This is a genomic window from Lysinibacillus sp. NPDC096212, assembly GCF_044763105.1.
GTDB lineage: Bacteria > Bacillota > Bacilli > Bacillales_A > Planococcaceae > Lysinibacillus.
This window is the reverse complement of record NZ_JBIWFQ010000005.1, coordinates 20,138-41,762: the sequence shown is the minus strand read 5'-3', so window position 1 is coordinate 41,762 and position 21,625 is coordinate 20,138. Positions and strand designations below refer to the sequence as shown.

At 37.4% G+C, this 21,625-nt stretch carries 22 protein-coding genes; 10 read left to right on the top strand and 12 right to left on the bottom strand.

Going from position 1 to position 21,625, the window contains the following annotated elements; translation table 11 throughout:
- Positions 1–205: 205 nt before the first annotated feature.
- The 3 genes from sat to ACIQ7T_RS06610 all read left to right on the top strand — a co-directional run bounded on the left by sat (position 206) and on the right by ACIQ7T_RS06610 (position 2,612).
- Entirely contained in the window at positions 206–1,345 is a 1,140-nt protein-coding gene (gene sat / locus ACIQ7T_RS06620; RefSeq protein ID WP_402869263.1) for a sulfate adenylyltransferase, read from the top strand.
- Positions 1,342–1,938: an adenylyl-sulfate kinase gene (cysC, locus tag ACIQ7T_RS06615; protein WP_370078031.1), complete on the top strand. Its 597-nt coding sequence runs from the start codon at positions 1,342–1,344 to the stop codon at positions 1,936–1,938. The genes sat and cysC overlap by 4 nt, the downstream gene beginning before the upstream one ends.
- A gap of 203 nt (positions 1,939–2,141) precedes the next feature.
- On the top strand, positions 2,142–2,612 hold the full coding sequence (locus tag ACIQ7T_RS06610; RefSeq protein WP_370078029.1) for a GNAT family N-acetyltransferase: 471 nt from the start codon (positions 2,142–2,144) through the stop codon (positions 2,610–2,612).
- A gap of 48 nt (positions 2,613–2,660) precedes the next feature.
- Here the strand turns inward: ACIQ7T_RS06610 and mnhG are convergent, their stop codons facing one another.
- From mnhG to ACIQ7T_RS06575, 7 genes are read right to left on the bottom strand one after another with little or no spacing between them, the layout of a single operon-like run.
- Entirely contained in the window at positions 2,661–3,029 is a 369-nt protein-coding gene (mnhG, locus tag ACIQ7T_RS06605; protein ID WP_370078027.1) for a monovalent cation/H(+) antiporter subunit G, read from the bottom strand.
- Positions 3,013–3,294, bottom strand: a complete 282-nt coding sequence (locus ACIQ7T_RS06600; RefSeq protein WP_142510536.1) for a Na(+)/H(+) antiporter subunit F1 — start codon at positions 3,292–3,294, stop codon at positions 3,013–3,015. The genes mnhG and ACIQ7T_RS06600 overlap by 17 nt, the downstream gene beginning before the upstream one ends.
- Positions 3,291–3,770 carry a Na+/H+ antiporter subunit E gene (locus ACIQ7T_RS06595; RefSeq protein WP_370078025.1) on the bottom strand — a complete coding sequence of 160 codons (480 nt, stop codon included), beginning with the start codon at positions 3,768–3,770 and terminating at the stop codon, positions 3,291–3,293. The genes ACIQ7T_RS06600 and ACIQ7T_RS06595 overlap by 4 nt, the downstream gene beginning before the upstream one ends.
- A 4-nt stretch (positions 3,771–3,774) precedes the next feature.
- Positions 3,775–5,262 carry a Na+/H+ antiporter subunit D gene (locus ACIQ7T_RS06590; RefSeq protein ID WP_402869260.1) on the bottom strand — a complete coding sequence of 496 codons (1,488 nt, stop codon included), beginning with the start codon at positions 5,260–5,262 and terminating at the stop codon, positions 3,775–3,777.
- Complete coding sequence (locus tag ACIQ7T_RS06585) at positions 5,255–5,596, bottom strand: Na(+)/H(+) antiporter subunit C (protein ID WP_249106769.1); 342 nt, start codon at positions 5,594–5,596, stop codon at positions 5,255–5,257. Before ACIQ7T_RS06585 ends, ACIQ7T_RS06590 begins: the two co-directional genes overlap by 8 nt.
- Complete coding sequence (locus ACIQ7T_RS06580; protein ID WP_370078021.1) at positions 5,596–6,018, bottom strand: Na(+)/H(+) antiporter subunit B; 423 nt, start codon at positions 6,016–6,018, stop codon at positions 5,596–5,598. The genes ACIQ7T_RS06585 and ACIQ7T_RS06580 overlap by 1 nt, the downstream gene beginning before the upstream one ends.
- The gene (locus ACIQ7T_RS06575; RefSeq protein WP_402869257.1) at positions 6,005–8,419 is read right to left on the bottom strand and encodes a Na+/H+ antiporter subunit A; all 2,415 of its coding nucleotides are present in this window, start codon (positions 8,417–8,419) and stop codon (positions 6,005–6,007) included. The genes ACIQ7T_RS06580 and ACIQ7T_RS06575 overlap by 14 nt, the downstream gene beginning before the upstream one ends.
- Positions 8,420–8,569: 150 nt before the next feature.
- Here ACIQ7T_RS06575 and ACIQ7T_RS06570 point away from each other — a divergent pair, with 150 nt between their 5' ends.
- Complete coding sequence (locus ACIQ7T_RS06570; protein ID WP_370078017.1) at positions 8,570–9,133, top strand: DUF5366 family protein; 564 nt, start codon at positions 8,570–8,572, stop codon at positions 9,131–9,133.
- A gap of 452 nt (positions 9,134–9,585) precedes the next feature.
- Here the strand turns inward: ACIQ7T_RS06570 and ACIQ7T_RS06565 are convergent, their stop codons facing one another.
- Together ACIQ7T_RS06565 and ACIQ7T_RS06560 are read right to left on the bottom strand one after the other, a co-directional pair.
- The gene (locus tag ACIQ7T_RS06565; RefSeq protein ID WP_402869254.1) at positions 9,586–11,439 is read right to left on the bottom strand and encodes a transglycosylase domain-containing protein; all 1,854 of its coding nucleotides are present in this window, start codon (positions 11,437–11,439) and stop codon (positions 9,586–9,588) included.
- 364 nt (positions 11,440–11,803) lie between these two features.
- The gene (locus tag ACIQ7T_RS06560; RefSeq protein ID WP_370078013.1) at positions 11,804–12,511 is read right to left on the bottom strand and encodes a hypothetical protein; all 708 of its coding nucleotides are present in this window, start codon (positions 12,509–12,511) and stop codon (positions 11,804–11,806) included.
- 405 nt (positions 12,512–12,916) lie between these two features.
- Between ACIQ7T_RS06560 and ACIQ7T_RS06555 the strand changes: the two genes are divergently transcribed.
- The gene (locus ACIQ7T_RS06555; RefSeq protein ID WP_370078011.1) at positions 12,917–13,504 is read left to right on the top strand and encodes a peptidylprolyl isomerase; all 588 of its coding nucleotides are present in this window, start codon (positions 12,917–12,919) and stop codon (positions 13,502–13,504) included.
- Positions 13,505–13,526: 22 nt separating this feature from the next.
- Positions 13,527–13,739, top strand: coding sequence for a hypothetical protein (locus ACIQ7T_RS06550; protein ID WP_053484185.1), 213 nt, complete (start codon positions 13,527–13,529; stop codon positions 13,737–13,739).
- A gap of 376 nt (positions 13,740–14,115) precedes the next feature.
- Here the strand turns inward: ACIQ7T_RS06550 and ACIQ7T_RS06545 are convergent, their stop codons facing one another.
- The gene (locus tag ACIQ7T_RS06545; protein ID WP_370078009.1) at positions 14,116–15,288 is read right to left on the bottom strand and encodes a MalY/PatB family protein; all 1,173 of its coding nucleotides are present in this window, start codon (positions 15,286–15,288) and stop codon (positions 14,116–14,118) included.
- Between the two features lie 72 nt (positions 15,289–15,360).
- On the opposite strand from ACIQ7T_RS06545, the gene ACIQ7T_RS06540 reads away from it, so the two are divergent.
- Positions 15,361–15,621 carry a DUF1871 family protein gene (locus ACIQ7T_RS06540; RefSeq protein WP_132361698.1) on the top strand — a complete coding sequence of 87 codons (261 nt, stop codon included), beginning with the start codon at positions 15,361–15,363 and terminating at the stop codon, positions 15,619–15,621.
- A 275-nt stretch (positions 15,622–15,896) separates the two neighbouring features.
- On the opposite strand, the gene ACIQ7T_RS06535 is transcribed toward ACIQ7T_RS06540, so the two are convergent.
- Entirely contained in the window at positions 15,897–17,231 is a 1,335-nt protein-coding gene (locus tag ACIQ7T_RS06535) for a sodium-dependent transporter (RefSeq protein WP_402869251.1), read from the bottom strand.
- A 229-nt stretch (positions 17,232–17,460) separates the two neighbouring features.
- Between ACIQ7T_RS06535 and ACIQ7T_RS06530 the strand changes: the two genes are divergently transcribed.
- The 3 genes from ACIQ7T_RS06530 to yugI all read left to right on the top strand — a co-directional run bounded on the left by ACIQ7T_RS06530 (position 17,461) and on the right by yugI (position 20,114).
- Positions 17,461–18,009, top strand: a complete 549-nt coding sequence (locus ACIQ7T_RS06530; RefSeq protein WP_402869249.1) for an RNA polymerase sigma factor — start codon at positions 17,461–17,463, stop codon at positions 18,007–18,009.
- Positions 18,002–19,651, top strand: a complete 1,650-nt coding sequence (locus ACIQ7T_RS06525; RefSeq protein ID WP_370078002.1) for a hypothetical protein — start codon at positions 18,002–18,004, stop codon at positions 19,649–19,651. Before ACIQ7T_RS06530 ends, ACIQ7T_RS06525 begins: the two co-directional genes overlap by 8 nt.
- Positions 19,652–19,736: 85 nt before the next feature.
- Positions 19,737–20,114 (top strand): S1 domain-containing post-transcriptional regulator GSP13, encoded by a 378-nt coding sequence (yugI, locus tag ACIQ7T_RS06520; RefSeq protein WP_132361692.1) that lies wholly within the window; start codon positions 19,737–19,739, stop codon positions 20,112–20,114.
- A gap of 193 nt (positions 20,115–20,307) precedes the next feature.
- Here yugI and ACIQ7T_RS06515 read toward each other — a convergent pair whose 3' ends face one another.
- Positions 20,308–21,615 (bottom strand): AAA-type ATPase lid domain-containing protein, encoded by a 1,308-nt coding sequence (locus ACIQ7T_RS06515; RefSeq protein WP_370077999.1) that lies wholly within the window; start codon positions 21,613–21,615, stop codon positions 20,308–20,310.
- Positions 21,616–21,625: the final 10 nt, after the last annotated feature.

Below are 21,625 nucleotides of genomic sequence, written 5' to 3'. Positions count from 1 at the left end.
TTGAGGAGGAAAGCCGATCAAATCAGAGGAGTACCCGATCACTTTTGAAAGGAAGCCGATCAAATCAGAGGAGATGCCCGATCACTTTTGAAAGGAAGCCAGTCAATTGCAGAAGCCTCAATTTGCCTAAGACAAAAAATCAATAAAATATGCAAATACACTTAAATATAAATGAGTAATTTTATAGAACTAGGAGGAGATTTTGATGAGTTTACAACCACATGGTGGACTATTAGTGCAAGCCTTTAATCCAGAGAAGGATGTAACGCATATAAATAAAGTTATCGAGCTTGATGCCATTGCACTGAGTGATTTAGAGTTAATTGCTATCGGTGGTTACAGTCCAATTGAAGGTTTTTTAACGCAGGAAGATTATGAATCCGTTGTTGAACATACACGTTTAGCGTCAGGCGTGGTATGGAGTATTCCGATTACATTACCTGTAGCAAAGGATGTAGCGACAACATTGCAGCCTGGTGATGAGGCAAAACTAGTATTCGGTGATGCTGTTTATGGTGTTATTGAAGTTGCCGATATTTATGAGCCAAATAAACGGAAAGAGGCATTGTTAATATACGGCACGGAGGATATACAGCATCCAGGTGTTAACAAGTTGCTTGAACGTCCAAGTATTTATGTGGGTGGAAAAATTACATTAGTAAAACGTCTAGAGCAAAAGTTTCCTAGCTATTCATTCGATCCGCTTGAAACACGAAAGCTTTTTGCTGAAAAGGGTTGGAAAACAATTGTTGGCTTCCAAACACGGAATCCTGTGCATCGAGCACATGAATATATTCAAAAGGCTGCGCTTGAAACAATTGATGGATTATTTTTAAATCCGCTAGTTGGAGAAACGAAGTCAGACGATGTTTCAGCTGCAATTCGCATGGAAAGTTACGAAGTTTTACTACAAAATTATTATCCTGAAAAACGCGTGCAATTAGGCGTGTTTCCAGCTGCAATGCGTTATGCAGGGCCAAAGGAAGCTATCTTCCATGCACTTGTACGAAAAAATTATGGCTGTACGCATTTTATCGTTGGGCGTGACCATGCAGGTGTTGGTGATTACTATGGCACATACGATGCACAAAAAATCTTTGAACAATTTACGGAAGATGAATTAGGAATTGTTCCTTTAAAGTTTGAGCATAGCTTCTATTGCAACATATGCGAAGGCATGGCAACGACGAAAACTTGTGCACATGATAGCTCAGCACATGTTATTTTATCGGGTACTAAGGTTCGTGAAATGTTACGTAATGGCGAAGTACCACCAAGTACATTTAGTCGTAAAGAGGTTGTAGATGTACTAATTAAAGGGATGCGTAAGGAGGTTTTAAAGTGAGTTCAAACATCGTTTGGCATGAAGCGTCCATTACGAAAGAGGAGCGTCGTACACAAAACAAGCATCAAAGCTTTATTTTATGGTTCACTGGTTTATCAGCATCAGGAAAATCTTCTGTGGCGAATGCCTTCGCGCGCCGACTCTTTGAACGGGGCAATCAAGCATTTGTCTTAGATGGTGATAATGTTCGCCATGGCTTAAATAAGGATTTAGGATTCGACGAAACAAGCCGTAAGGAAAATATACGACGTATTGGAGAGGTATCTAAGCTTTTTGTGGAAAATGGCCAAATTGTTCTAACTGCTTTTATTTCACCTTACCGTGAAGATCGTCAAGTTGTCCGTGAGCTTGTGGAAGCAGGAGAATTTATAGAGGTCTATGTGAAGTGTTCTGTTGAAACGTGTGAAAAACGTGATCCAAAAGGTCTTTATAAAAAAGCTCGTAATGCGGAAATTCCAAACTTTACTGGGATTAGTGCACCCTATGAAGAACCGGAAAACCCAGAAATTATTTTAGACACAGAACGCCATTCTATCGAAGAATGCGTAGAACAGCTCACAGACATATTAACTTTAAAAGGATATATATACTAAATCTGTTTTCTTAAAGAATCTGCTTACTTATGATGAGCAGATTTTTTTAACTTCTTTCAGCGAATGTTTTTTGTACCGAAAGCGAAGCGACAGCAACAATTATGCCGAAGTATAATTAATTGGTAGATTTACCTGTTTATAATAGAATGATTCCATATATTGTGAGATGATTAAATCATCAAACGTTATAGGAGATGAAAGAAATGAGCATACATATTCAACTATTAACTGAGGATGTTGTAAACCAGAAATTATTAAATGAAATATTGGAACTATGGAATGAAAATGCCATAGAAACGGCAGATTGTGAATTAGGGGAGAGTGAAAGGAAGGGAATTCAAGAACAGCTGGAACAATATATTCATTCAAAATATGGGGCCATTTATATAGCAACGAATGAAAATAATGAAATGATTGGTTTTGGATTGGCATCGATCAAAAAGGATTTTATTTACGATATGAACTACGGTCAAATAGACGAGGTTTATGTAGTACCAGTATATAGAAGACAGAAGGTTGCTAAACGTCTAGTAGATGATTTAGTGAATTGGTTTAATGACGAACATGATACTACTGTAGTAAATGTCTATGTAGATTTAGAAAATGACTTAGCACTAAACTTTTGGGAAGGCATTGGTTTAGAGAAGGAATTTTTTATGCTATCAAATAATTAAAAAAAGTTGGCCAATGAAGTTTATTCATTGGCCAACTATTTTTAAAAGTTATTTAATGCCTTGTTCCTTTTTCATCCGATCAATTTCAGGTCCCAGCTCGTCGTGTACTGTGCCTTTCCAAGGTTTTACGCCAGCGATGTATGAGGAGCGAGCCATAATATGCCCTCCGACAGGACCTGTGATAAACAGGAACAGTATACCGAGCAAAATGCGGGGATTAAAGTGATCTTCAATCAGCCAAAAGTGAAAGAATACGCCAATGAGTACGCACATGACACCGAGCGTTGCACTTTTAGAAGCAGCGTGCGCACGTGTGTACAAATCAGGTAAACGGACAAGACCAATGGCTGTCACAACTATAAATAGCACCCCTACAGAAATGAAAAAGATAACTAAACTATTAGCGAGAATTGTCACGTTTAATGATATCTCCTTTCTCTATGAATTTAGAGAAAGCAACAGTACCGATAAACGATAAAATCGCTAACAATAATATAATCTCCAGGAAGAAGCTTGTTTCAACCAGTACTGAAAACAGTCCAATTAGCGAGATTACTGATACACCTAATGAATCCAATGCTACTACACGATCGGATGCAGAAGGTCCTTTAACCATTCGATAAATGACTGCAATCATTGATAAGCAAATCACTACAATCGAAGCAATAATAAATGTTGTCATGATTTACTCACCTCCAAAATCGCTTTCTCAAATGAATCTCGAATTGCTGTAATCGCTTCATCGACATCACTCATATCGATAGCATGTACATACAAAGTTTTTGCATCATCTGATACATGCACTACTATTGTACCAGGTGTTAACGTAATAAGACTGGATAATAAAGTAATTTCCCATTCTTCTGTTAAAACAGTCGGATAGGCAAAGAATGCAGGCTGCATATCCAACTTAGGCTTTAAGACTACTTGAAGAACTTGTATATTCGCTAACACTAACTCCTTTAAAAAGAGTAACGTCAGTTTAATCATTGCCCATATACGGTAGACGTAAAGTCGGGTAGTAAAAAACCTTCGCATAATAATGAGCAATATAATACCGAGAATGAACCCAACGATAAAGCCTGTTGCTGTGTAATTAGAAGAAAGGAACATCCAAACGAAGGCAAGTACAACATTTAAAATAATTTGAAATGCCAAATCTCTAATCCCCCTTCATTACAGCATCTATATAAATAGATGGATCACTTAATAGTTTTGCCGCATCGTCCATAAATGGAGTAATCCATTCAGAGCCTACACCATAGGCTACAGTAATGAGTACTAAAAGCACAGTAGGCACAAATAGAGTATTGTAGACTTTTTTATCGACAGTACCCGTTGTTTCTTTTTCTTCACCCCAAAAGGCATAAAGGAAAATACGAATAACAGACAATAAAACGAGAAGAGACGAAGCTAAAATAAAAATACTGCTCCATTTACTGCCTGCTTCAAATCCTCCCTGTACAATCAACAGCTTTCCAACGAAGCCACTAAGTGGAGGAATCCCTGCTAGACCAAATGCTGCAATTAAATAGCACCAACCAAGAGCAGGATATTTATTCATAAGACCGCCCATTTTTCGTAAATCAGATGTACCCGTAATGTAAATCACTATGCCTATTAACATAAAGAGCGCTGCTTTTATAAGCATGTCATGAATTAAATAGAACATTGCACCTTTTAGGGAGATTTCATTCATTTGAGATACACCGAATAAAATAACACCTACAGCTATGACAATATTATAGATAATGATGAGCTTTACATCGTGATAGGCAAGTGCACCAATACAGCCCGCAATAATTGTTGCAACTGCTAATGCCATCAGTAGATCATGTGTATACGATAAATCATGAACAAAGAACAATGTATATGTTCGAGTAATCGCATAAATGCCCACCTTTGTTAGTAGTGCACCAAATAGCGTTAGTACTGGTATAGGTGCTGCTGCATAAGAAGTTGGAAGCCAAAAGTATAGCGGGAAAATAGCCGCTTTTAACCCAAATACCATTAAAAATAGTACAGCGATAACAGTAACGATACCTGGTTGATTAATTTCAGCAATCTTTACTGCAATATCTGCCATGTTTAATGTACCTACTACAGAGTAAAGGTAGGCAACTGTAATAACAAATAATGCAGATGAAATAACATTAATTAAAATATATTTAATAGAACCTTTAAGCTGTCCTTTCTCGCCCCCAAGAACGATGAGTAAATAAGAGGCCATTAACAATACCTCGAAGAATACGAAAAGGTTAAAAATATCGCCTGTCGTAAATGCCCCGTTAACCCCGGTTAAAATAAACATAATTCCAGGATAGTAGAAGAAGCGTTCACGTTCCTTTGTGATGGAACCGAAGCCATACCAAACAACAAAAAGTGCGATCAGCAGCGTTGTTGTGACAAGCAGTGCGGACACCATATCAGAAACCATCGTAATGCCATATGGCACAGGCCAATCTCCGAATGTCACCTTTTGGATACCGTCATTTTTCACCTTTAAAAGTAGTGAAATCGCTGATGTAAGTGCGAGCCCTATACCAAGTAATGCGAATGAACGTTGGTATTTTAAGTTTTTTTGCCCAAACATTAAAATCATACCGAAGAAAAACGGGATGATAATTGGCAGTAGAAGGAAGTTATTCATCCTCATCACTTCCTCTCATTAAGCTTATATCATCTGTCTCAAGCTCCTGATAAGAACGGTATGCTAGTACAAGGAAGAAAGCTGTTACCCCAAAACTAATAACAATCGCTGTTAAAATAAGCGCCTGTGGTAATGGGTCTGCAAAAGTTTTTGCCCCTTCCTTTAAAACAGGTGGTGCTTCTCCACCTAGCCCGCCCATCGTTAAAATGAGAAGATGAGCGCCATGACTTAAAAGGCCTGTCCCGATAATAATACGCAATAAGCTTTTAGATAAGATTAAATAAACCGCTGCCATAAACAGAAAGCCTATGACAAACGCCATCAATATTTCCATTATTCATCCTCCCCAATCGTTTGAATAATGGTCATCGTAACGCCGACAACAACCAAATAGACACCGCTATCAAAAAGCATAGCCGTGTGTAATGACTGTTTGCCTAGAAGCGGTAAATCGAAATAATCAAAGAAATGTGTAAAAAACGGTTGACCTACAAACATTGGGAAAGCGGCTGTTGCCAGTGCAAGTAGTAAGCCAATTGCTGTTAAATACGTATAATTTATAGGTAAAACCTTACGAACCGTATTTAAATCAAAGGCAAGGACTAAGAGTACAATAGCACTCGATGTTAAAAGTCCACCAACAAAGCCGCCTCCAGGTGTGTAATGACCAGCGAGAAAAATATGAATGGAGAAGAAGAAAATAATGAAGAATACAATTTTTGTTGTAAATTGTATAATGACATCATTTGTTTTCATGTGTTTTCTCCTTTCTATTCATGCGTAGCTTTATCATTGCTAAAATGGCCATTCCAGCAATAGCTAGTACTGTAATTTCAAATAATGTATCAAAGCCACGGTAGTCTACTAAGATCACGTTGACAATGTTTCCACCGCCTGCTTTTGAATAAACTGTTTCCTCATAATACTTCGAAATAGTTGGAATCAATTTTTGTGAATGTGCAGACAGTGCTAAAAGCGTAACCATAACACCGACTGCAATGGAAACAATCGCGCGATTTAATTGGAATCTCATGCGCTCTTCTCGTTTTCCAAGCTTAGGCAGATGATAAAACGCTAGTAAAAATAGCGCAACAGAAATTGTTTCAATGACAAGCTGTGTTAATGCTAAATCAGGAGCATTAAAAATAACGAAGAATAATGCTACTGTGTAGCCCACTGCACCAAGACCTATAATGGCTGTTAAACGTGATTTTGCTAAAATAGTAATGGCTGTTCCAACGACTAACACCAAAACTAAAATGATCTCGTAAGGATGAATAGGTGCAGTATCTTGGAAGGAGACTGTAAAAGCATCCTTCACAAATAAAGAACCTATTACAATTGCTGTAATGCTACTAAACATATACAGCAGGTAGTGACGCATAGAGCCTGTCATATAAAGACGTGATACGCGATTTAACCCAACATCTAGTCCAAGCATAATCTTGTTGTATGCATTATTTAATGTTAAAGCTCGTGGGAATTTTTGATAAATACCCTGCCATTTCGGTAACGCTACAAATAATAGAACCCCAACAATTACTATGCCAAACGTCATAAGCAATTCAGGTGTAATTTCACCATGCCAGGCTGCCACATGAATATCAATATCCTTCGGTGAATCATATAAGAATGGCTGAATAGCTTGTACTGCTGGCTTTACAAAAGTATCACCAACTAGGTTCGGAATAAAGAATATTGTTACGACTAATGCTGCTAAAATCATCGGCGAAATTAGCATGCCAATCGGTGCTTCGTGTGGTTTATGAGGTAATTTTTCTGGTGTATATTTACCAGTAAATGTTCTGAAAACAAAATAGAAGCTATAGACAAATGTAAATATACTAGCAATCCAAGCAACAATCGGGAAGAGTGCTCCCCATGTTTCAAAGCCTAAAAATTCGAAATTTTGCAGTGCAAGCATTGCAGTTAAAAACATTTCCTTACTTAAGAAGCCATTAAATGGCGGTAGACCAGCCATTGATAAGCTTCCGATTGCCGCTACTGTAAAGCTAAGCGGCATAATACTCATTAAGCCTCCGAGCTTACGAATATCACGTGTACCTGTTTCATGATCGACAATACCAGCAATCATGAATAGGCTTCCTTTAAATGTTGCGTGGTTAATAAGGTGGAAAATCGCCGCAAAGGCAGCAAATTTAATAGTATCTGTTGCCCCGTTGCCATGAAACGCCAAAGCACTTGCGCCGAGCAATGACATTATAAGTCCAAGCTGACTCACTGTAGAGAAAGCAAGGATCCCTTTTAAATCTGTTTGCTTCACAGCAAAGAATGAACCCCAGAATAGCGTTAAGATACCTACGCCTGTAACGAGCCATACCCAAAGCTCAGAAACAGCAAAAATCGGTGTAAAGCGTGCAACTAAATAAATACCTGCCTTTACCATTGTTGCAGAGTGAAGGTATGCACTTACTGGTGTTGGCGCTTCCATTGCATCTGGTAACCAAATGTAGAATGGGAATTGGGCAGATTTCGTAAATGCTCCTAGAAGTATTAAAACGAGCGACCAGGTGAACAGCGGATGCTGCACTAAACTAGGTGCCATGATAATAAGTTCACGGATTGAATACGTTCCTCCCATTATATAAAGAAGGATGAATCCTCCTAACATCATTAAGCCGCCACCGACTGTAATCATCATTGACTTAAGTGCACCAAAGCGAGAGGCATCACGAGAATACCAATAGCCAATCAGTAAAAATGATGAAATAGATGTTAGTTCCCAAAAGAAGTACAGCGTAATTAAATGATCTGACTGTACTACTCCTAGCATTGCGGTCATAAATAATAATAGGTAAACATAAAAATTATGTAATTTTTCTTTATGTTTGTCTAAGTAAAAAATAGAGTAAAGTACGACTAATGAGCCAATTCCAGTAATCAGTAATGAGAACAGCAAGCTAAGTCCATCTAAATAAGAAACGATGGAAATATCAAGCGATGGAATCCAAGGAAGCTCTTCAAGAAATACTTTACCATCTGCTACTTTTCCGATATAAGACGCGTAAATAATCGCGAGTGTAGCAGGTACCGCAAGAACAAACCAGCCTGTGTGAATATTTTTAATGCTTTTATATAAAAGTGGCACAAATATTGCAGCAAGCATTGGAATGAAAATATAAAGTACTTGTAACAAAAAAATCCTCCTTTATGCAGATAAGTATGTTAATTATATCGTACTTTTTGTATGAATGCATATGCTCATAGGATTTAGCTTGCGATAGTGGAAGAATTTTGGATATATTATAAATAGGAAGTTATCAATAATAATAGAGGAAAAAAATTTATGAAGAACCCTTATATTTATGGTTATCTACCATTAATTACGATTTTATTGTTTAGTTTGACATTTGGAATGTATGCAGTAAGTGAATCGTTGCTAGTTTTTCATGCAATCGGTGTGTATTCCGGCATGCGTGAGTTTTTATCCGATTTCGAGCTCCGTGTATTCTTGCTAATTGTCTTTGCAGTAATCTTTTTTATGTTATTTTCGGCATTAAAATTAGTAGGGGAAACTATTCATGAACTAGGAATGTTGTTTTTCTCAAAGGATCATGATGGTGCGACAGTTAATCAAGCACGAGGTGGATACATCATTTTATTGGTTGGTGCAATCTGTTCAGCCTTTGCTATTCAATTTATTTACGTTTTAGTAGGTATTTTTATCTTAACTGTTTTTATCTACTTTATTTACCTTATCTATAAAATGAGTCATTTTATGTCGATGGGTGGAACGATTGGCTTATTAGTATTTGAGCTTTTTATGTGGACAATACTATTATCGCTATTAGTTTATGTTGTTTTAAAATTGTATAATGGTATTTTGGCAAGCTTACCGTTTGCTCATTAAATGCCGTGGTTTATTAAATTACATAGTAACGTTAAAACAATAAAGGAGCAGCCCTAGAGTGAAGAATTTCACTCAGGGCTGCTCCTTTTAACTTCTTACAGCGGTTGTCCAAACATCTGTACCTGTCGCTACGCTTTCGGTACAAAAGACATCCGCTGTAAGAAGTTAAGCCTCCGGCGGATGTCACGGAATCGGAAAGGAGTGCTTAAAGGATGTTAGCCTAAAATCATCGCATCCATGCGATAACGGCTAACTGACCTGCATCGGTAAAAACGCCAGGTCCTGTGGCATTACCGAAACGACCGACATCGTGTCGGCTCTCACGCAGGCCTAAGCACAAAGCCGATTCCGGACGTATTGTTTATCTGTGCGGAAGCGAAGCGACAGCAACAAATGTTTTATGTAGCGAAAGCAAAGCGTCAGCTACAATTATGCCGAGGCATAATTGATTTTTATTCCAGTAAAACATTAAATAGCTTGTGGTGAATCTTATAAGATTCTAAACTCTCCATAGATTGTGGCTTATCGTAGCCAAGCCATACTGCTGCAGTGTATTCATCATTTAATCCAGCAAGCCAGTAGTCGCGATAGTCGTTAGTTGTTCCCGTTTTGGCACCGACATAGTTACTTCTACTATAAACGCCTTGTCCTGTACCTTTAGTAACAACATCTGTAAGCATCGAACGCATATACTTAACCGTTTTCGGTGACCAAATTTGATCGCGTGCTGAATCCCAGCTGTAAAGCTCCGTGCCATCAGATGCTGTTACTTTACGGATGCTATGGGCAAGTACGTATGAGCCGTCTATAAAGCTTGTATAAGCATCTGCTAGCTCAAGTGCTGTAACACCATACGTTAACCCTCCCAAAGAGGCAGGAGCATAATCATGGTCTTTTGCCACGATGGAGCGGAAATGAAAGCGATCTAAGTAACTAAAGGCTGTGTCAATTCCGACTGTGTTAAAGAGACGAAGAGCCGATGTATTGTAACTATTTCGAAATGCTACTCGAATTGGTACATCACCGTATTTAAAGCCTCCATAGTTTTGCGGACAAAATGAACCGACACAATAACTGCCACCACTTACTATAGAATCAGGTGTGTGAGCTGTCGTTTCAAAGAAAGGAGCGTACACCGCTAACGGTTTAAAGGCAGAGCCTGGCTGACGCGTACCTTGAAAGGCACGATGATAACCAAACTTCTCGTAGTTTTTCCCAGCATAAAGACTAACAACTTCTCGGGATGTATTATCAATAACTGCTCCAGCTGCTTGTAATTTACCTGAGCCTAGAATTGCAGTCATTTTTTTCTCATCATGTGCTTGTTTGTCTGGGTCAAGCGCGGTATAAATCGTTAATCCATTTTGGAATAATGTATTGAGTCGATTGTCTAGCTGCGCTTTGATTTTTTTCTTCTCTTCCTCGCCTTGTGTATTTGCAAGTCGATCTGAATAACCTTCTTTTTCTGCAACTAACCATCTAAGCTCTTGTAGGACATACGTGCTGTACATAGGGTAGCTTTGCGCTTTATTCTTTACATTTAACGTTATAGTTTCAGCTTTATATGTAGTGGCATCTTCTTTTGTTATAGCGCCACTCGCTGCGAGTGTATCTAATAACCGCTCTTGCCTCGCTTTTGTTTTATCAAAGTTTTTTAAAGGATTATAAAGCGAGGGGTTATTTGGAATGGCAGCAATAAAAGCAATTTCAGCTATAGATAGCTCTTGGAGTGGTTTTTGAAAATAATATGTAGCTGCTCCACCAATTCCATAAACTTGATTGCTAAAATAGGCTTCATTTAGATACATCGTTAAAATCTCGTCTTTATCAAATTCTTTCTCAAGCTCATAGGAGTAAAAAATCTCTGTTAATTTTCGTTCATATGTTTTTTCATCGGATAAATAACGCATACGAACGAGCTGCTGTGTAATGGTGCTAGCACCTTGAGAAGCTGAATTTGAGCTTGAGTTAGCAACAACTGCACGGATGATCGCACTGAGGTCAAAGCCGATATGCTCATAAAAATGTGCGTCCTCACTTGCGATAAAAATTTCCTGGGCAATTTTTGGGGTTTCCTGTAATGTTAGAGGTTGACGCCATTCGACATATTCCTCGCTAAATGTTTTGCCGTTTCGATCAATAAGTGTTACTGGAAGCTGTGGCTGTACTTCCGGTAAATGAATAGCACTAGCAATTTCCTCCTCATGCGCTTGTGCCGCATTGATCTCTGTCCTAATATTTGTACTAATCCACCAAAGGACAGGTAAGGACAGTAAAATGATAAAAAAACCAAAAGCCTTTTTCATGTGTGCCTCCACTCTAAATATGAGTCACTCAACAGAATAACATAATTTGGATAGTTTCCAAATACGCGTTACGACCTATTTGTATTTATCAAATAATTAATTTTGCCATGAAGTTGGAGATGACGGTTGTTAAAGCTTATTAATGATTGGAGTAGAGGCTGGGCGACATAATAAAGTAAAAGGATTCACACACAGTTTTGTGTAAATCCTTTTTGCTCTTAGGAAGGCGAATGTCGATAAAACTAAAAAGTGGGGTGTTATTTTATAGGAATGCGTGTTCCTGTAAATAAGTTGATTGGAGTGGAGGTTTGGCAACTCCTTAGGGTTAGCGATAGAGAACGAAGGCTACTAGCAGCAACAAAGATTACGCTCTGTTTTTTTGTCTGTTACTTATGAAAAGAGGAATTATACATAACAATCCAAGGAGAATGAACAGGATTAAGGTGTTGATTGGATTATCTTTTACTTTTGTATCTTCTATGTGTTTTTTTTCAAATTCTTTTACCTCTTTTGTTGTATTTACTTTATTGTTTGGAACAAATTCATTTTTATCGACATCATAGTAATAGAATCCGTGTTTGTTAAAGGTGAAAAAGTCATCTCTAAACGTCTTATATGAACTTGAAATCATCGCTAAGTTCATTTTTTCCGTATCAATCATTGGTTTTACATATTTTTCACTTTCTGCTTTAAACAATTCTTTTTCTTTTGTTAATAAGCTGGCTGCTTCACTTTTTACTTTTTCTACATCTTGAAGCGTTGTTGCTTTTTTCAAACCCTCTTCAATAAAGGCTATTTGTTCCTTTTTCATTTTTTCTTCAAATTCTTTTGTTTTTTGCTCTAATAATGATTGATCCTCTTTTACTGTTTTAATCAGTACCGTTTTTGTTTCTTGTGCTAATATTTTGGCGGAGTCGTTTTTGTAATAATTAACTTCTTTTTTATTTTTATCATTTACTGAATTCAGGTGCTCTTCTGTAACGGTTTTTGTTGCCATGCTGGCAGATGAAAAAACGATACTCAACATACATACCGACAGTCCGATTACACTTATTTTTTGTATGAATTTCATTTCAATCCCTCCGTTTTTTTTTATCATTATCCATATAATCCATTTTTACGATTGACCAACGGAATATATGAACAATCATAAAAAATATACTAAGGGGGTTAATATGAAAGAATATTTCTTAACCAGTACTGTGATAACGCCTTCGTGACAAACAACATGTTGGCTCGAGATCCTGCAGCGAAGCGGCAGCAACTGGGTTTTGTCTGTGCGAAAGCGAAGCGTCCAACCGGAACGGAAATCAACCCCACGGTATGGTGATAAGCTAAAAAATTAAAAGTGCAAAAAATCGTCAATACTTTGGTGAAGAAAACCATTAAGAAGTATGTTAGACTAAAATGAGGTCAGAAATGATAGTGCTATCATTTTCATTGAAACTGAAATTTTACATTTAAAGGAGAGACTTCAATGTTTCCACAATTAACAACAGAAGTACTAGAAGGCGAAGTACTTGTAGAAATGAAAACAACATTAGGTGCCATCAAAATTAAATTATTCCCAGAGCATGCACCAAAAACTGTTGAAAACTTCTTAGGCCATGCAAAATCAGGATACTATGACGGCATCATTTTCCACCGTGTGATCCAAGACTTTATGATTCAAGGTGGTGACCCAACTGGTACAGGTATGGGCGGTGAATCAATTTGGGGTAACTCTTTCGAGGATGAGTTCTCTGAAAACGTATTTAATCTTCGCGGTGCCCTTTCAATGGCAAATGCGGGTCCAAACACAAATGGTTCACAATTCTTTATCGTACAAATGAAGCACCTTCCAAGTGATATGCTTCGTCAATTACAAGGTGCTGGCTTCCCAGAAGAAATTATTGAAGCATATGCTCAAAATGGTGGTACTCCTTGGTTAGACCATAAACATACAGTATTTGGTCATGTTGTTGAAGGAATGGACATCGTAGACAAAATTGCAGACGTAGAAAAAGACATGCGTGATAAACCAGTAGAAGATGTGAAAATCGAGTCAATTACAGTTTTTGAATAATAATTGTAAGGACGTGTAAAACATGAAACATTTAATGTATCAATTTTTATATTTCCCAGAAGATAAATCAGGCTACATTCCTGCAGCTTTTGAATTTTTAATAATGCTTATTTTATGTATTGTTGTCTTTACTGTTTTCCGTAAGATTTCTAAGAAACAAGAAATGAAATCAAAGGAAATCGAAGCACGTATTCTTTCAGAGAAAAATAATACAAACAATCAGCAAAATATTTAACTGTATTTAGCGGGTGTCTAAACACCCACTGAATTAGAGGGATTCAGTCTAAGAACGCCACGTCCTGTGGCAATTTATCTGTGCGAAAGCGAAGCGACAGCAACACGGTTTTATCTGTGCTGTCGCTTCGTTGCACTACGCTTTCGCGCAAAAAACATCTGTTAGCCTATAGCCTACAATTATGCCGAGGCATAATTGATTGTACGAGATGCCTCGCAGCCTTTAAGGACTGCGGGGCATTTGTATTTTCGCATTTATTTTATGCCAAAACACCTCATGTATTGTTTTCTTAGTACCATTCTCCATATGAGATATATTTTCTAAACAAAAAAAGGATATCTCGGGAAAACTTGAGATATCCTTCGCTATTTATTTTCTATTGCTGAAGTGCTTGCTTAAAGCGCTGAACACCGTCTTTCACTGTGTCAAATGAGCAAGCGACGTTCATACGTAGGAAGCCACGACCCTCTTCACCATATTTTGTCCCAGGCTCTAATGCTAGCTTGCCATTTTCCAGCAAGCGTTTCATGATTTCTTTTTCATCAAGTCCTAATTCTCGATAATCAATCCAAAGTAAATATGTGGACTGAGGTTTATTAATATGGATGCCAGGTAATTGCCCTAATTCAGAAATCACATAGTCCATATTAGTTGAAATATAAGAAAGCATGTCATTTAACCATGGGGAACCCTCTGTATAAGCAGCTTGAAGTGCAACAGAAGCAAAGGTATTTAAGGAGCCTTGCCCACTAGCCATATGAACTGCTTCTAGTAGCATACGCTTTTCCTTATCCGGCACAATCATATAAGCGACTTGAATACCAGCTAGATTAAATGTTTTTGTCGGTGCCATGCACGTAATAATACGATCAATTTCATCACCAGCGATTTTTGCTAATGGTGTATGTTTTGAGCCATCTAACATTAAATCAGAATGAATTTCATCGGAAATAATCACTACATCATATTTTGCACATAGTCGTACGATTTCCTTTAATGTAACTTCATCCCATGCATAGCCTCCAGGATTATGAGGATTACACAATATGTAGGCTTTCACATTTTGAGCAAGTGCTTGTTCAAAGGCTTCAAAGTCATAGACAAATGTGCCATCTTTTTCTACTAAAGGACAACTAACAATCTCTCGGCCATTACTTTTTGGAATGTTATAAAATGGTGGGTAGACAGGTGAGGAAATAAGTACTTTATCTCCTGGATTTGTAAATGCCTTGATACTATCCGCTAAAGCAGCAACAACACCGTTACAGAAAACAATTGAATCTTTGTCAATGTGCCAATCATGATGAGCATTCTGCCAGTCTACAATCGCTTGCACTGCTTCATCACTAACAAAGCTATAGCCGAAAACTGTCTTTTCAGCATGCTCTTGTAGCGCTTTTGATACGGCTACTGGAGCAGCGAAATCCATATCAGCTACCCACATTGGTAGTATGTCTGAAGCATCTTGTAGCCCATATACATTTTCCATTGCGTCCCACTTTACAGAGTTTGTACAACGACGTTTAATAGTTTGATCGAAAATAGACAAGCAAATCACTCTTTTCTTTTTTATTTACTATGGTATCATACGAGTATGATAAAAGGATAATAGGTGAGTATTTTGGAAAATATAAAAATGAATCAAGCAGCCGTACGTCTGCTAGAGGAGTGGGATCCATTCCACTTAGGTCCAGATCATTATGATACTGAAACTGCAGATGTTGTAGCAGCATTGCAAGGTATTGATGATCCATCTACTCTTGCAAAGGTTATTCAAGAAACATATGAGCATTCGTTTGAAGAATGGATTCCATTTGAAGATTGTGTAGCTATTTCGTACAAACTTATTGCGATAAAATTTGAAGCAAAATGCATTATTTAACTTCTTTTTAGCGGGAGTCAAAACATCCGCTAAAATAAAGGAACTCAGTATAAGAACACCACGTCCTGTAGCAATGACTGAGTGACCAACATCATACCGCTGCCGCTACGCTTACGCGCAAAAAACATATGCCGCTGCCGCTGCGTTAGCACTACGCTTACGCGCAAAAAACATCTGTTGGCCTAAGCACAAAGCCGAATCCGGACGCAATGATGCTTTTGCTTTTCTATAGAAAACGAGGTTGTCACTTTCAATTGAGAGACAACCTCGTTTTTTTATTTAAACAAAGGTAAGATCCCCTGGATGAAAATAATTACTATCGCTATTGGAGAAACATACCGAATTAAAATATACCAAATATTGAACATCAGACTAGATGAGGCAAGCTCCTTACGAGAAATATCTTTTGTATAATAATAGCCTGCAAAGATAGAAATTAGTAAGGCTCCAATTGGCATACCAATATTATTCGTCAAGAAGTCTACAAAGTCGAAAATAGAACGATCTAAAATTTTTACATCAGATAGGATATCGAATGATAATGCACTTGGAATACCGACAATAAAAATAATAATACCGCCAATCCAAGCGATTTTTTTACGCTTTTCAGGCTTATCTCCAATTGCGATAGCCACGACAATTTCTAACATGGAAATGGAAGAAGTAACTGTTGCAAATAGTAAGAGTACGAAGAAAATCGTTAAGAATAGACCACCAAGAGGTAATTGTTCAAAAACAGCAGGTAAAATAATAAAAACGAGGCCAGGGCCTTGATCAGGAGTATAGCCAAGTGCGAACACTGCTGGGAAAATTACTAGACCTGCAAGTAAAGAAATAATGATATTCATCGATGCCACATTGATGGCTGAATTTCCAATCTTTTCTGATTTCGACAAATAGGAAGCGTATGTGATCATTACCGCAATCCCAACACTTAACGAGAAGAATGCTTGTCCAAGCGCTTTTAAAAATGTTTCCGCATTTAAATAGGACCAATCAGGGACGAACATAAATTTGACGCCTTCCATTGCACCGTCCAAAGTTAAAGAACGTATAACTAATACGATGAAAAAGATGAATAACAGTGGCATCATCCATGTACTAGTTTTTTCAATCCCGCCTTTAATACCAGCTGATACAATCACTACAGTTAACAACATAAATAACCCTTGAACAATCACCGCTTCAAATGGGCTTGAAATAATGTTACTAAATAAATCTGCATAATTACCATTTGAACTATTGAAATGGAACGTTAGGGAACGGCCTAAATAGCTTAAAATCCAGCCACCAACAACACTGTAAAATGAAAGTATTAGACCGGCAATAATCATGCCGCCCCACCCTATTAAGTACCATGGTTTTCCTGGCGCTTGTTCCTTGAACGACGTGACGGCATCCTTTTGCCCGCGACGTCCAATCATAAATTCTGCAATTAATACCGGCAAGCCGATGAAAAATGTACATAGGATAAATAATAAAATAAAAACACTTCCGCCGTTAGTACCCGCCATATAAGGAAACTTCCAAATCGCTCCTAACCCTATAGAACTTCCAGCGGCAGCTAAAATAAACCCAATTTTAGATGTAAATTGATCTCTCGAAGACACGAAAATAAATCCTCCTTATACTAAAGTTTCATTTTACAGCAATATTCTCGTTACACAAGCAAATTTCAGAAATGACTTATAGATATTCTAAAATAATTTCGTTTGTGCAACCGGGGTAATTTTAGAGGCATAATAAGTGTTTGGGTAAATTATTAAAAAAGTAAAATTTGTTTAAATATGTAACAATTAGGAGGGATGATTCGTTACATGTGCAAAGGGGGGGATGACTGTGACAGAAACTGAATTAATAGAACGGGCTCAGCTAGGAGACAAAGACGCCTATATAGAGCTGATCCGAATACATCAACGAACAGTTGAAAAATTTGCTTTTCAATGCGGCGTACATAGTGATGATTTAGCAGATGTTTCGCAGGAGGTATTTGTGAAGCTCTATCGTTTTTTACATCAATTTAAGCAGGATCGTTTTACGACATGGCTCTATAAAATCACATTAAATGCAACACGTGATTATTATCGCAAAGAACAACGAGAGCAGGCAAAGGAAGAAAAGCTAAGTGCTCAGCAACAAATGCCCTCATCTTCAGCAGAAAAGCATGCCCTTAATTTTGAGGAGGATAGGCTATTACATAATGCCATTAACGAACTGGATGAAAAATATCTTTATCCTCTTATATTATTTTACTTCCATGAATTAAAGTATGAGGAGATAGCCGAGGTACTAAATATTTCGTTATCAACTGTCAAAGTTCGTATATTACGTGCAAAGGAAAAGCTCAAAGCGGTGTTAATGCAGGAGGGGAGTGTTGAAAATGGATGATAAACAATTTGAAAAACGAATGGAGCTTCTAAAAAAATCCTATGATCGCATGGAATCACAGTTAGATCCAGAAGCCGTTTTCACACAAATCGAAGCAGAAAATGCAACACAACATTCGCCAGAAATCATAACAACAAAAAAGCCCCCCTTAAGATGGCAAAAGCCAGCTGTCTGGATAGCAAGCATTGCAAGTGTACTTTTATTAAGTGTTCTTATTTCGTCGTATGTCATTGATCCATCGACTTTTGTTCAAACAGCTGAACAGGAACAAGAACAAAAATATAACGAATGGGTTTCAAACTTTACAAAAAAATATCAAGAAAAACGTGAGCAGATGCGTAAAGAGCTCGATATACCAGAGAAAGAGTTTAGTGAGATATCAAAAGTTCAAATTGCAGATACTGAAATTTATTCTTTACCTAAAAGAAAAGAGATGTTTATAGAAATACAGAACACCAATAATAATGACTTTTTAAAAAGTTTAGAAAAAGATGCATTGGATAATCTACAAACGCCACGGGAGCTAATACAGAGTATCGAAACTTTCGAAAATCCTATGTCGTTTGAAGAATCTTATTACTTTTATAGTATATATTCTAACTCGGTAGAAGAAATTGCAGGCTATTATTCCAATAAACTTGCTCCGTATGAAAAAGTATTATCACAAAAACCAAAAAGTCTCCCTACAGACCTAAATAAATTAATTGCTACGGCTAAAAGGCAATATTTGGAATTGCGATATAATGGACAAAGTTATAGTTTTCGACCTAATCCTGTATTCGGAAAAGACGCGCCCGAATATTTGGACCGCCTTCACCCAAATGTATTAGGTTATTTTAAATACTTGGCTACAGGCTCTTTACTTGTTGGCGGAGATTTACTTTATTCTATAGAGGATTCTGCCACTATTCTGCGTCTCTATGAAAAAACACTTGTAGCAGATCAATCTACTGAGCAGGTTAATTTTAACGTATTAAAGGGAGAGTTTGAAAATACGTGGCTTGCCATTATTAAAGGAACTGACAGCAATCCAATTCGCACAAAAACTGGTCAATTTAAGCCTGAATACATGGATCTACTAACGATTATTGCGAATGGTGAATATGGTGAGGCAATGCGCAAAACTGCTCAATTAATACTAGATGAAATAAAGTTGACTGGACAATCCAAAACTCTAGAACAGTTAACACCATACGATATATGGATGGGGATTTTATATGCGCGAGAAGACACGTATATGCAGACGGAGGATGGGACAACAAGTATAGCAATTAATCCTGATTGGATTGAGCAAACTAAATCTCTTTATAATTCGTATGTTGAGACGAGAGACGAGACAATTATTGACACATTAAATCCAATAAATATCGTTAGTTTATTTTTATATGCTCATGGGGTTGGTGATCGAGAAGTAGCTCAAACACTACTAACTGATGATTTGGATATAGATAAAGTTGTTCAGTTTGATGGGATGGGAAATTTTAAATCTCTTCATGAAATAGAGGGTTACTCACTTCATATTGGAGCCACTGTAAAAAGTGCAGCACATGGAGTAATTGGACAGCAATTATCCTTTAAATTAACCTCTGTAGTAACTAAAAATGGTGGACAGCATTACCTAATTAGTGCTATTAACGAGTAAGGAGATTTTTTGCCCCACTAATACACCTATGTTATAATTTATGGTGATATATACGTAGCAAACAAAAAGAAAGTGGGCAAAGGTTATGGGACAAAAATATGAATTAGGGGACGTGTTGACTGGTAAAGTTACAGGTATACAGCCATATGGTGCATTTGTTGCGCTTGATGAAGATACACAAGGCCTTGTACATATTTCCGAAATTACGTACGGCTTTGTAAAGGACGTTAGTGAATTTTTGTCAGTTGGGCAAGAGGTCGAAGTGAAGATACTTGAAATCGATGAAGATGCCGAAAAAATTAGTTTATCGATTCGTGCTTTGCAGGAGCGCCCAGCTACATTGCGTAAAAAAGATGTACTACCACGTAAATCATTGCAGGACCGTGTAGATGAATCGGATGCGAATGGTTTTAATTCCCTAAAAGATAAATTACAGGACTGGATCGAACAGTCAGGACAATAAAGTAAAACTGTAATCAGTGATCTCCACTGATTACTAGTTTCCACTGATCGGGCGTTTACTGGCAGTTATTTTACCTAACTTCTTTGCTTTTGCTGAATTTTGAGATATAAATTACTGCCTGTTAATGCGTGATAAAAAAACGAGGATGCTTTCAAATATGAAGGTACCCTCGTTTTTTTGTATTCAAATATAACTATTGATTTTTTATTTTTCGAATTCGATATTGTAGGTTTTGACGACTCATGCCAAGTGCACTAGCGGCCTTTGTAATATTGCCTTCATATAAATTTAAGACGTTTTGCACATAATATGATTCGGCTTCACGCAAATAAGCATCGAGCGGCATAACATCGTTCTGTTGCTGGAACATAAAGAATTCCGGCTCGTGATTAGATGTGTCTTGCTGCTGTACCTTGAAACGGAAATGCATTGGTAATAAATCTGAGGTAACTGTTGATTCAGTGGTCATAAATGACACAATTTCATCTAGTAATAGCTCAAGCTCTTTTAAATTTCCTGGCCAATCATATTGCAAGAATAAATCCTGTACATCAGGTGCTAGATTCGCGACATTTGAAGCGAAGCGTTCTCGATGGCGGTTAAAGTAATCATCTACGAATGGAAGAATATCTTCTTTTCGATCTGTTAGATTTGGGATGGTAATAGACATTGTAGCAAAGAAATAATACAGTGATTTTGAAAGTTTCTTCTCCTCAATCAATGCAATAGGGTCGCTTCCGACACTACCGATGAGCATGTATTTAGACTGTGGAAGAGATTGTAATATCTCTAAAAGTTGCTCTTGGATATCTAGACTTAAAAAATCTATGCGTTCAAAGAAAAAAGTGTATGCTTTGTCATCTTGTAAGAGCTCCTGTAATTTGTCTAAAACAGATTGAGCAGAGCGACGACTCACTAGAGTTACAAATGCTTCAGGATCAGCCGATACTGCATGGTGCATGCCCTCTGCGACTAAATCCTTTCCTGTACCCGATTCTCCAATTAGTAATACCGGTAATTTCACAGCTGCTGCTTTTTTGGCGTTTGCGATAATTTGTCGCATCGATTCGGATACAGCTGTAATCATATCGAATGTTAAAGGTTCATCATATCGACGAAGAGGCTGATAAACTAGCTTTTCGAGTGATGTAATGTCACGAGCAAATTCGATCGCTCCAATTAGTTTATTTTCAACATAAAGTGGAAAAGTATCATTAATCGTTGTAATTTCATGACCATTTTTATTCCAATAAGTTTGTTTTACATTGATCTCCTTTTTGCCTGTTTGTAATACTCGCATTAAAGTACTTTCATGCTGGCGGAAGGAAAACATTTCAATAACAGAGCGATCTGCTAATTCATCAAAATGGAAACCTTCAATTTCTTTCATCTTTGTATTATAAATAATTGTTTTGCCAGAAAGGTCTACAGCATGAATACCAACAGATACATTTGTTGCAATGAACTCATAAAAAGGGAGTAAAGGTTCAAAATTTTTCATAAAATGTGCA

Coding starts and splice junctions, on each gene's coding strand:
- sat (WP_402869263.1), top strand. CDS start 206: ATGAGTTTACAACCACATGGTGGACTATTAGTGCAAGCCTTTAATCCA.
- ACIQ7T_RS06610 (WP_370078029.1), top strand. CDS start 2,142: ATGAGCATACATATTCAACTATTAACTGAGGATGTTGTAAACCAGAAA.
- ACIQ7T_RS06600 (WP_142510536.1), bottom strand. CDS start 3,294: ATGACAACATTTATTATTGCTTCGATTGTAGTGATTTGCTTATCAATG.
- ACIQ7T_RS06590 (WP_402869260.1), bottom strand. CDS start 5,262: ATGAATAACTTCCTTCTACTGCCAATTATCATCCCGTTTTTCTTCGGT.
- ACIQ7T_RS06585 (WP_249106769.1), bottom strand. CDS start 5,596: ATGGAAATATTGATGGCGTTTGTCATAGGCTTTCTGTTTATGGCAGCG.
- ACIQ7T_RS06580 (WP_370078021.1), bottom strand. CDS start 6,018: ATGAAAACAAATGATGTCATTATACAATTTACAACAAAAATTGTATTC.
- ACIQ7T_RS06570 (WP_370078017.1), top strand. CDS start 8,570: ATGAAGAACCCTTATATTTATGGTTATCTACCATTAATTACGATTTTA.
- ACIQ7T_RS06565 (WP_402869254.1), bottom strand. CDS start 11,439: ATGAAAAAGGCTTTTGGTTTTTTTATCATTTTACTGTCCTTACCTGTC.
- ACIQ7T_RS06560 (WP_370078013.1), bottom strand. CDS start 12,511: ATGAAATTCATACAAAAAATAAGTGTAATCGGACTGTCGGTATGTATG.
- ACIQ7T_RS06555 (WP_370078011.1), top strand. CDS start 12,917: ATGTTTCCACAATTAACAACAGAAGTACTAGAAGGCGAAGTACTTGTA.
- ACIQ7T_RS06550 (WP_053484185.1), top strand. CDS start 13,527: ATGAAACATTTAATGTATCAATTTTTATATTTCCCAGAAGATAAATCA.
- ACIQ7T_RS06525 (WP_370078002.1), top strand. CDS start 18,002: ATGGATGATAAACAATTTGAAAAACGAATGGAGCTTCTAAAAAAATCC.
- yugI (WP_132361692.1), top strand. CDS start 19,737: ATGGGACAAAAATATGAATTAGGGGACGTGTTGACTGGTAAAGTTACA.
- ACIQ7T_RS06515 (WP_370077999.1), bottom strand. CDS start 21,615: ATGAAAAATTTTGAACCTTTACTCCCTTTTTATGAGTTCATTGCAACA.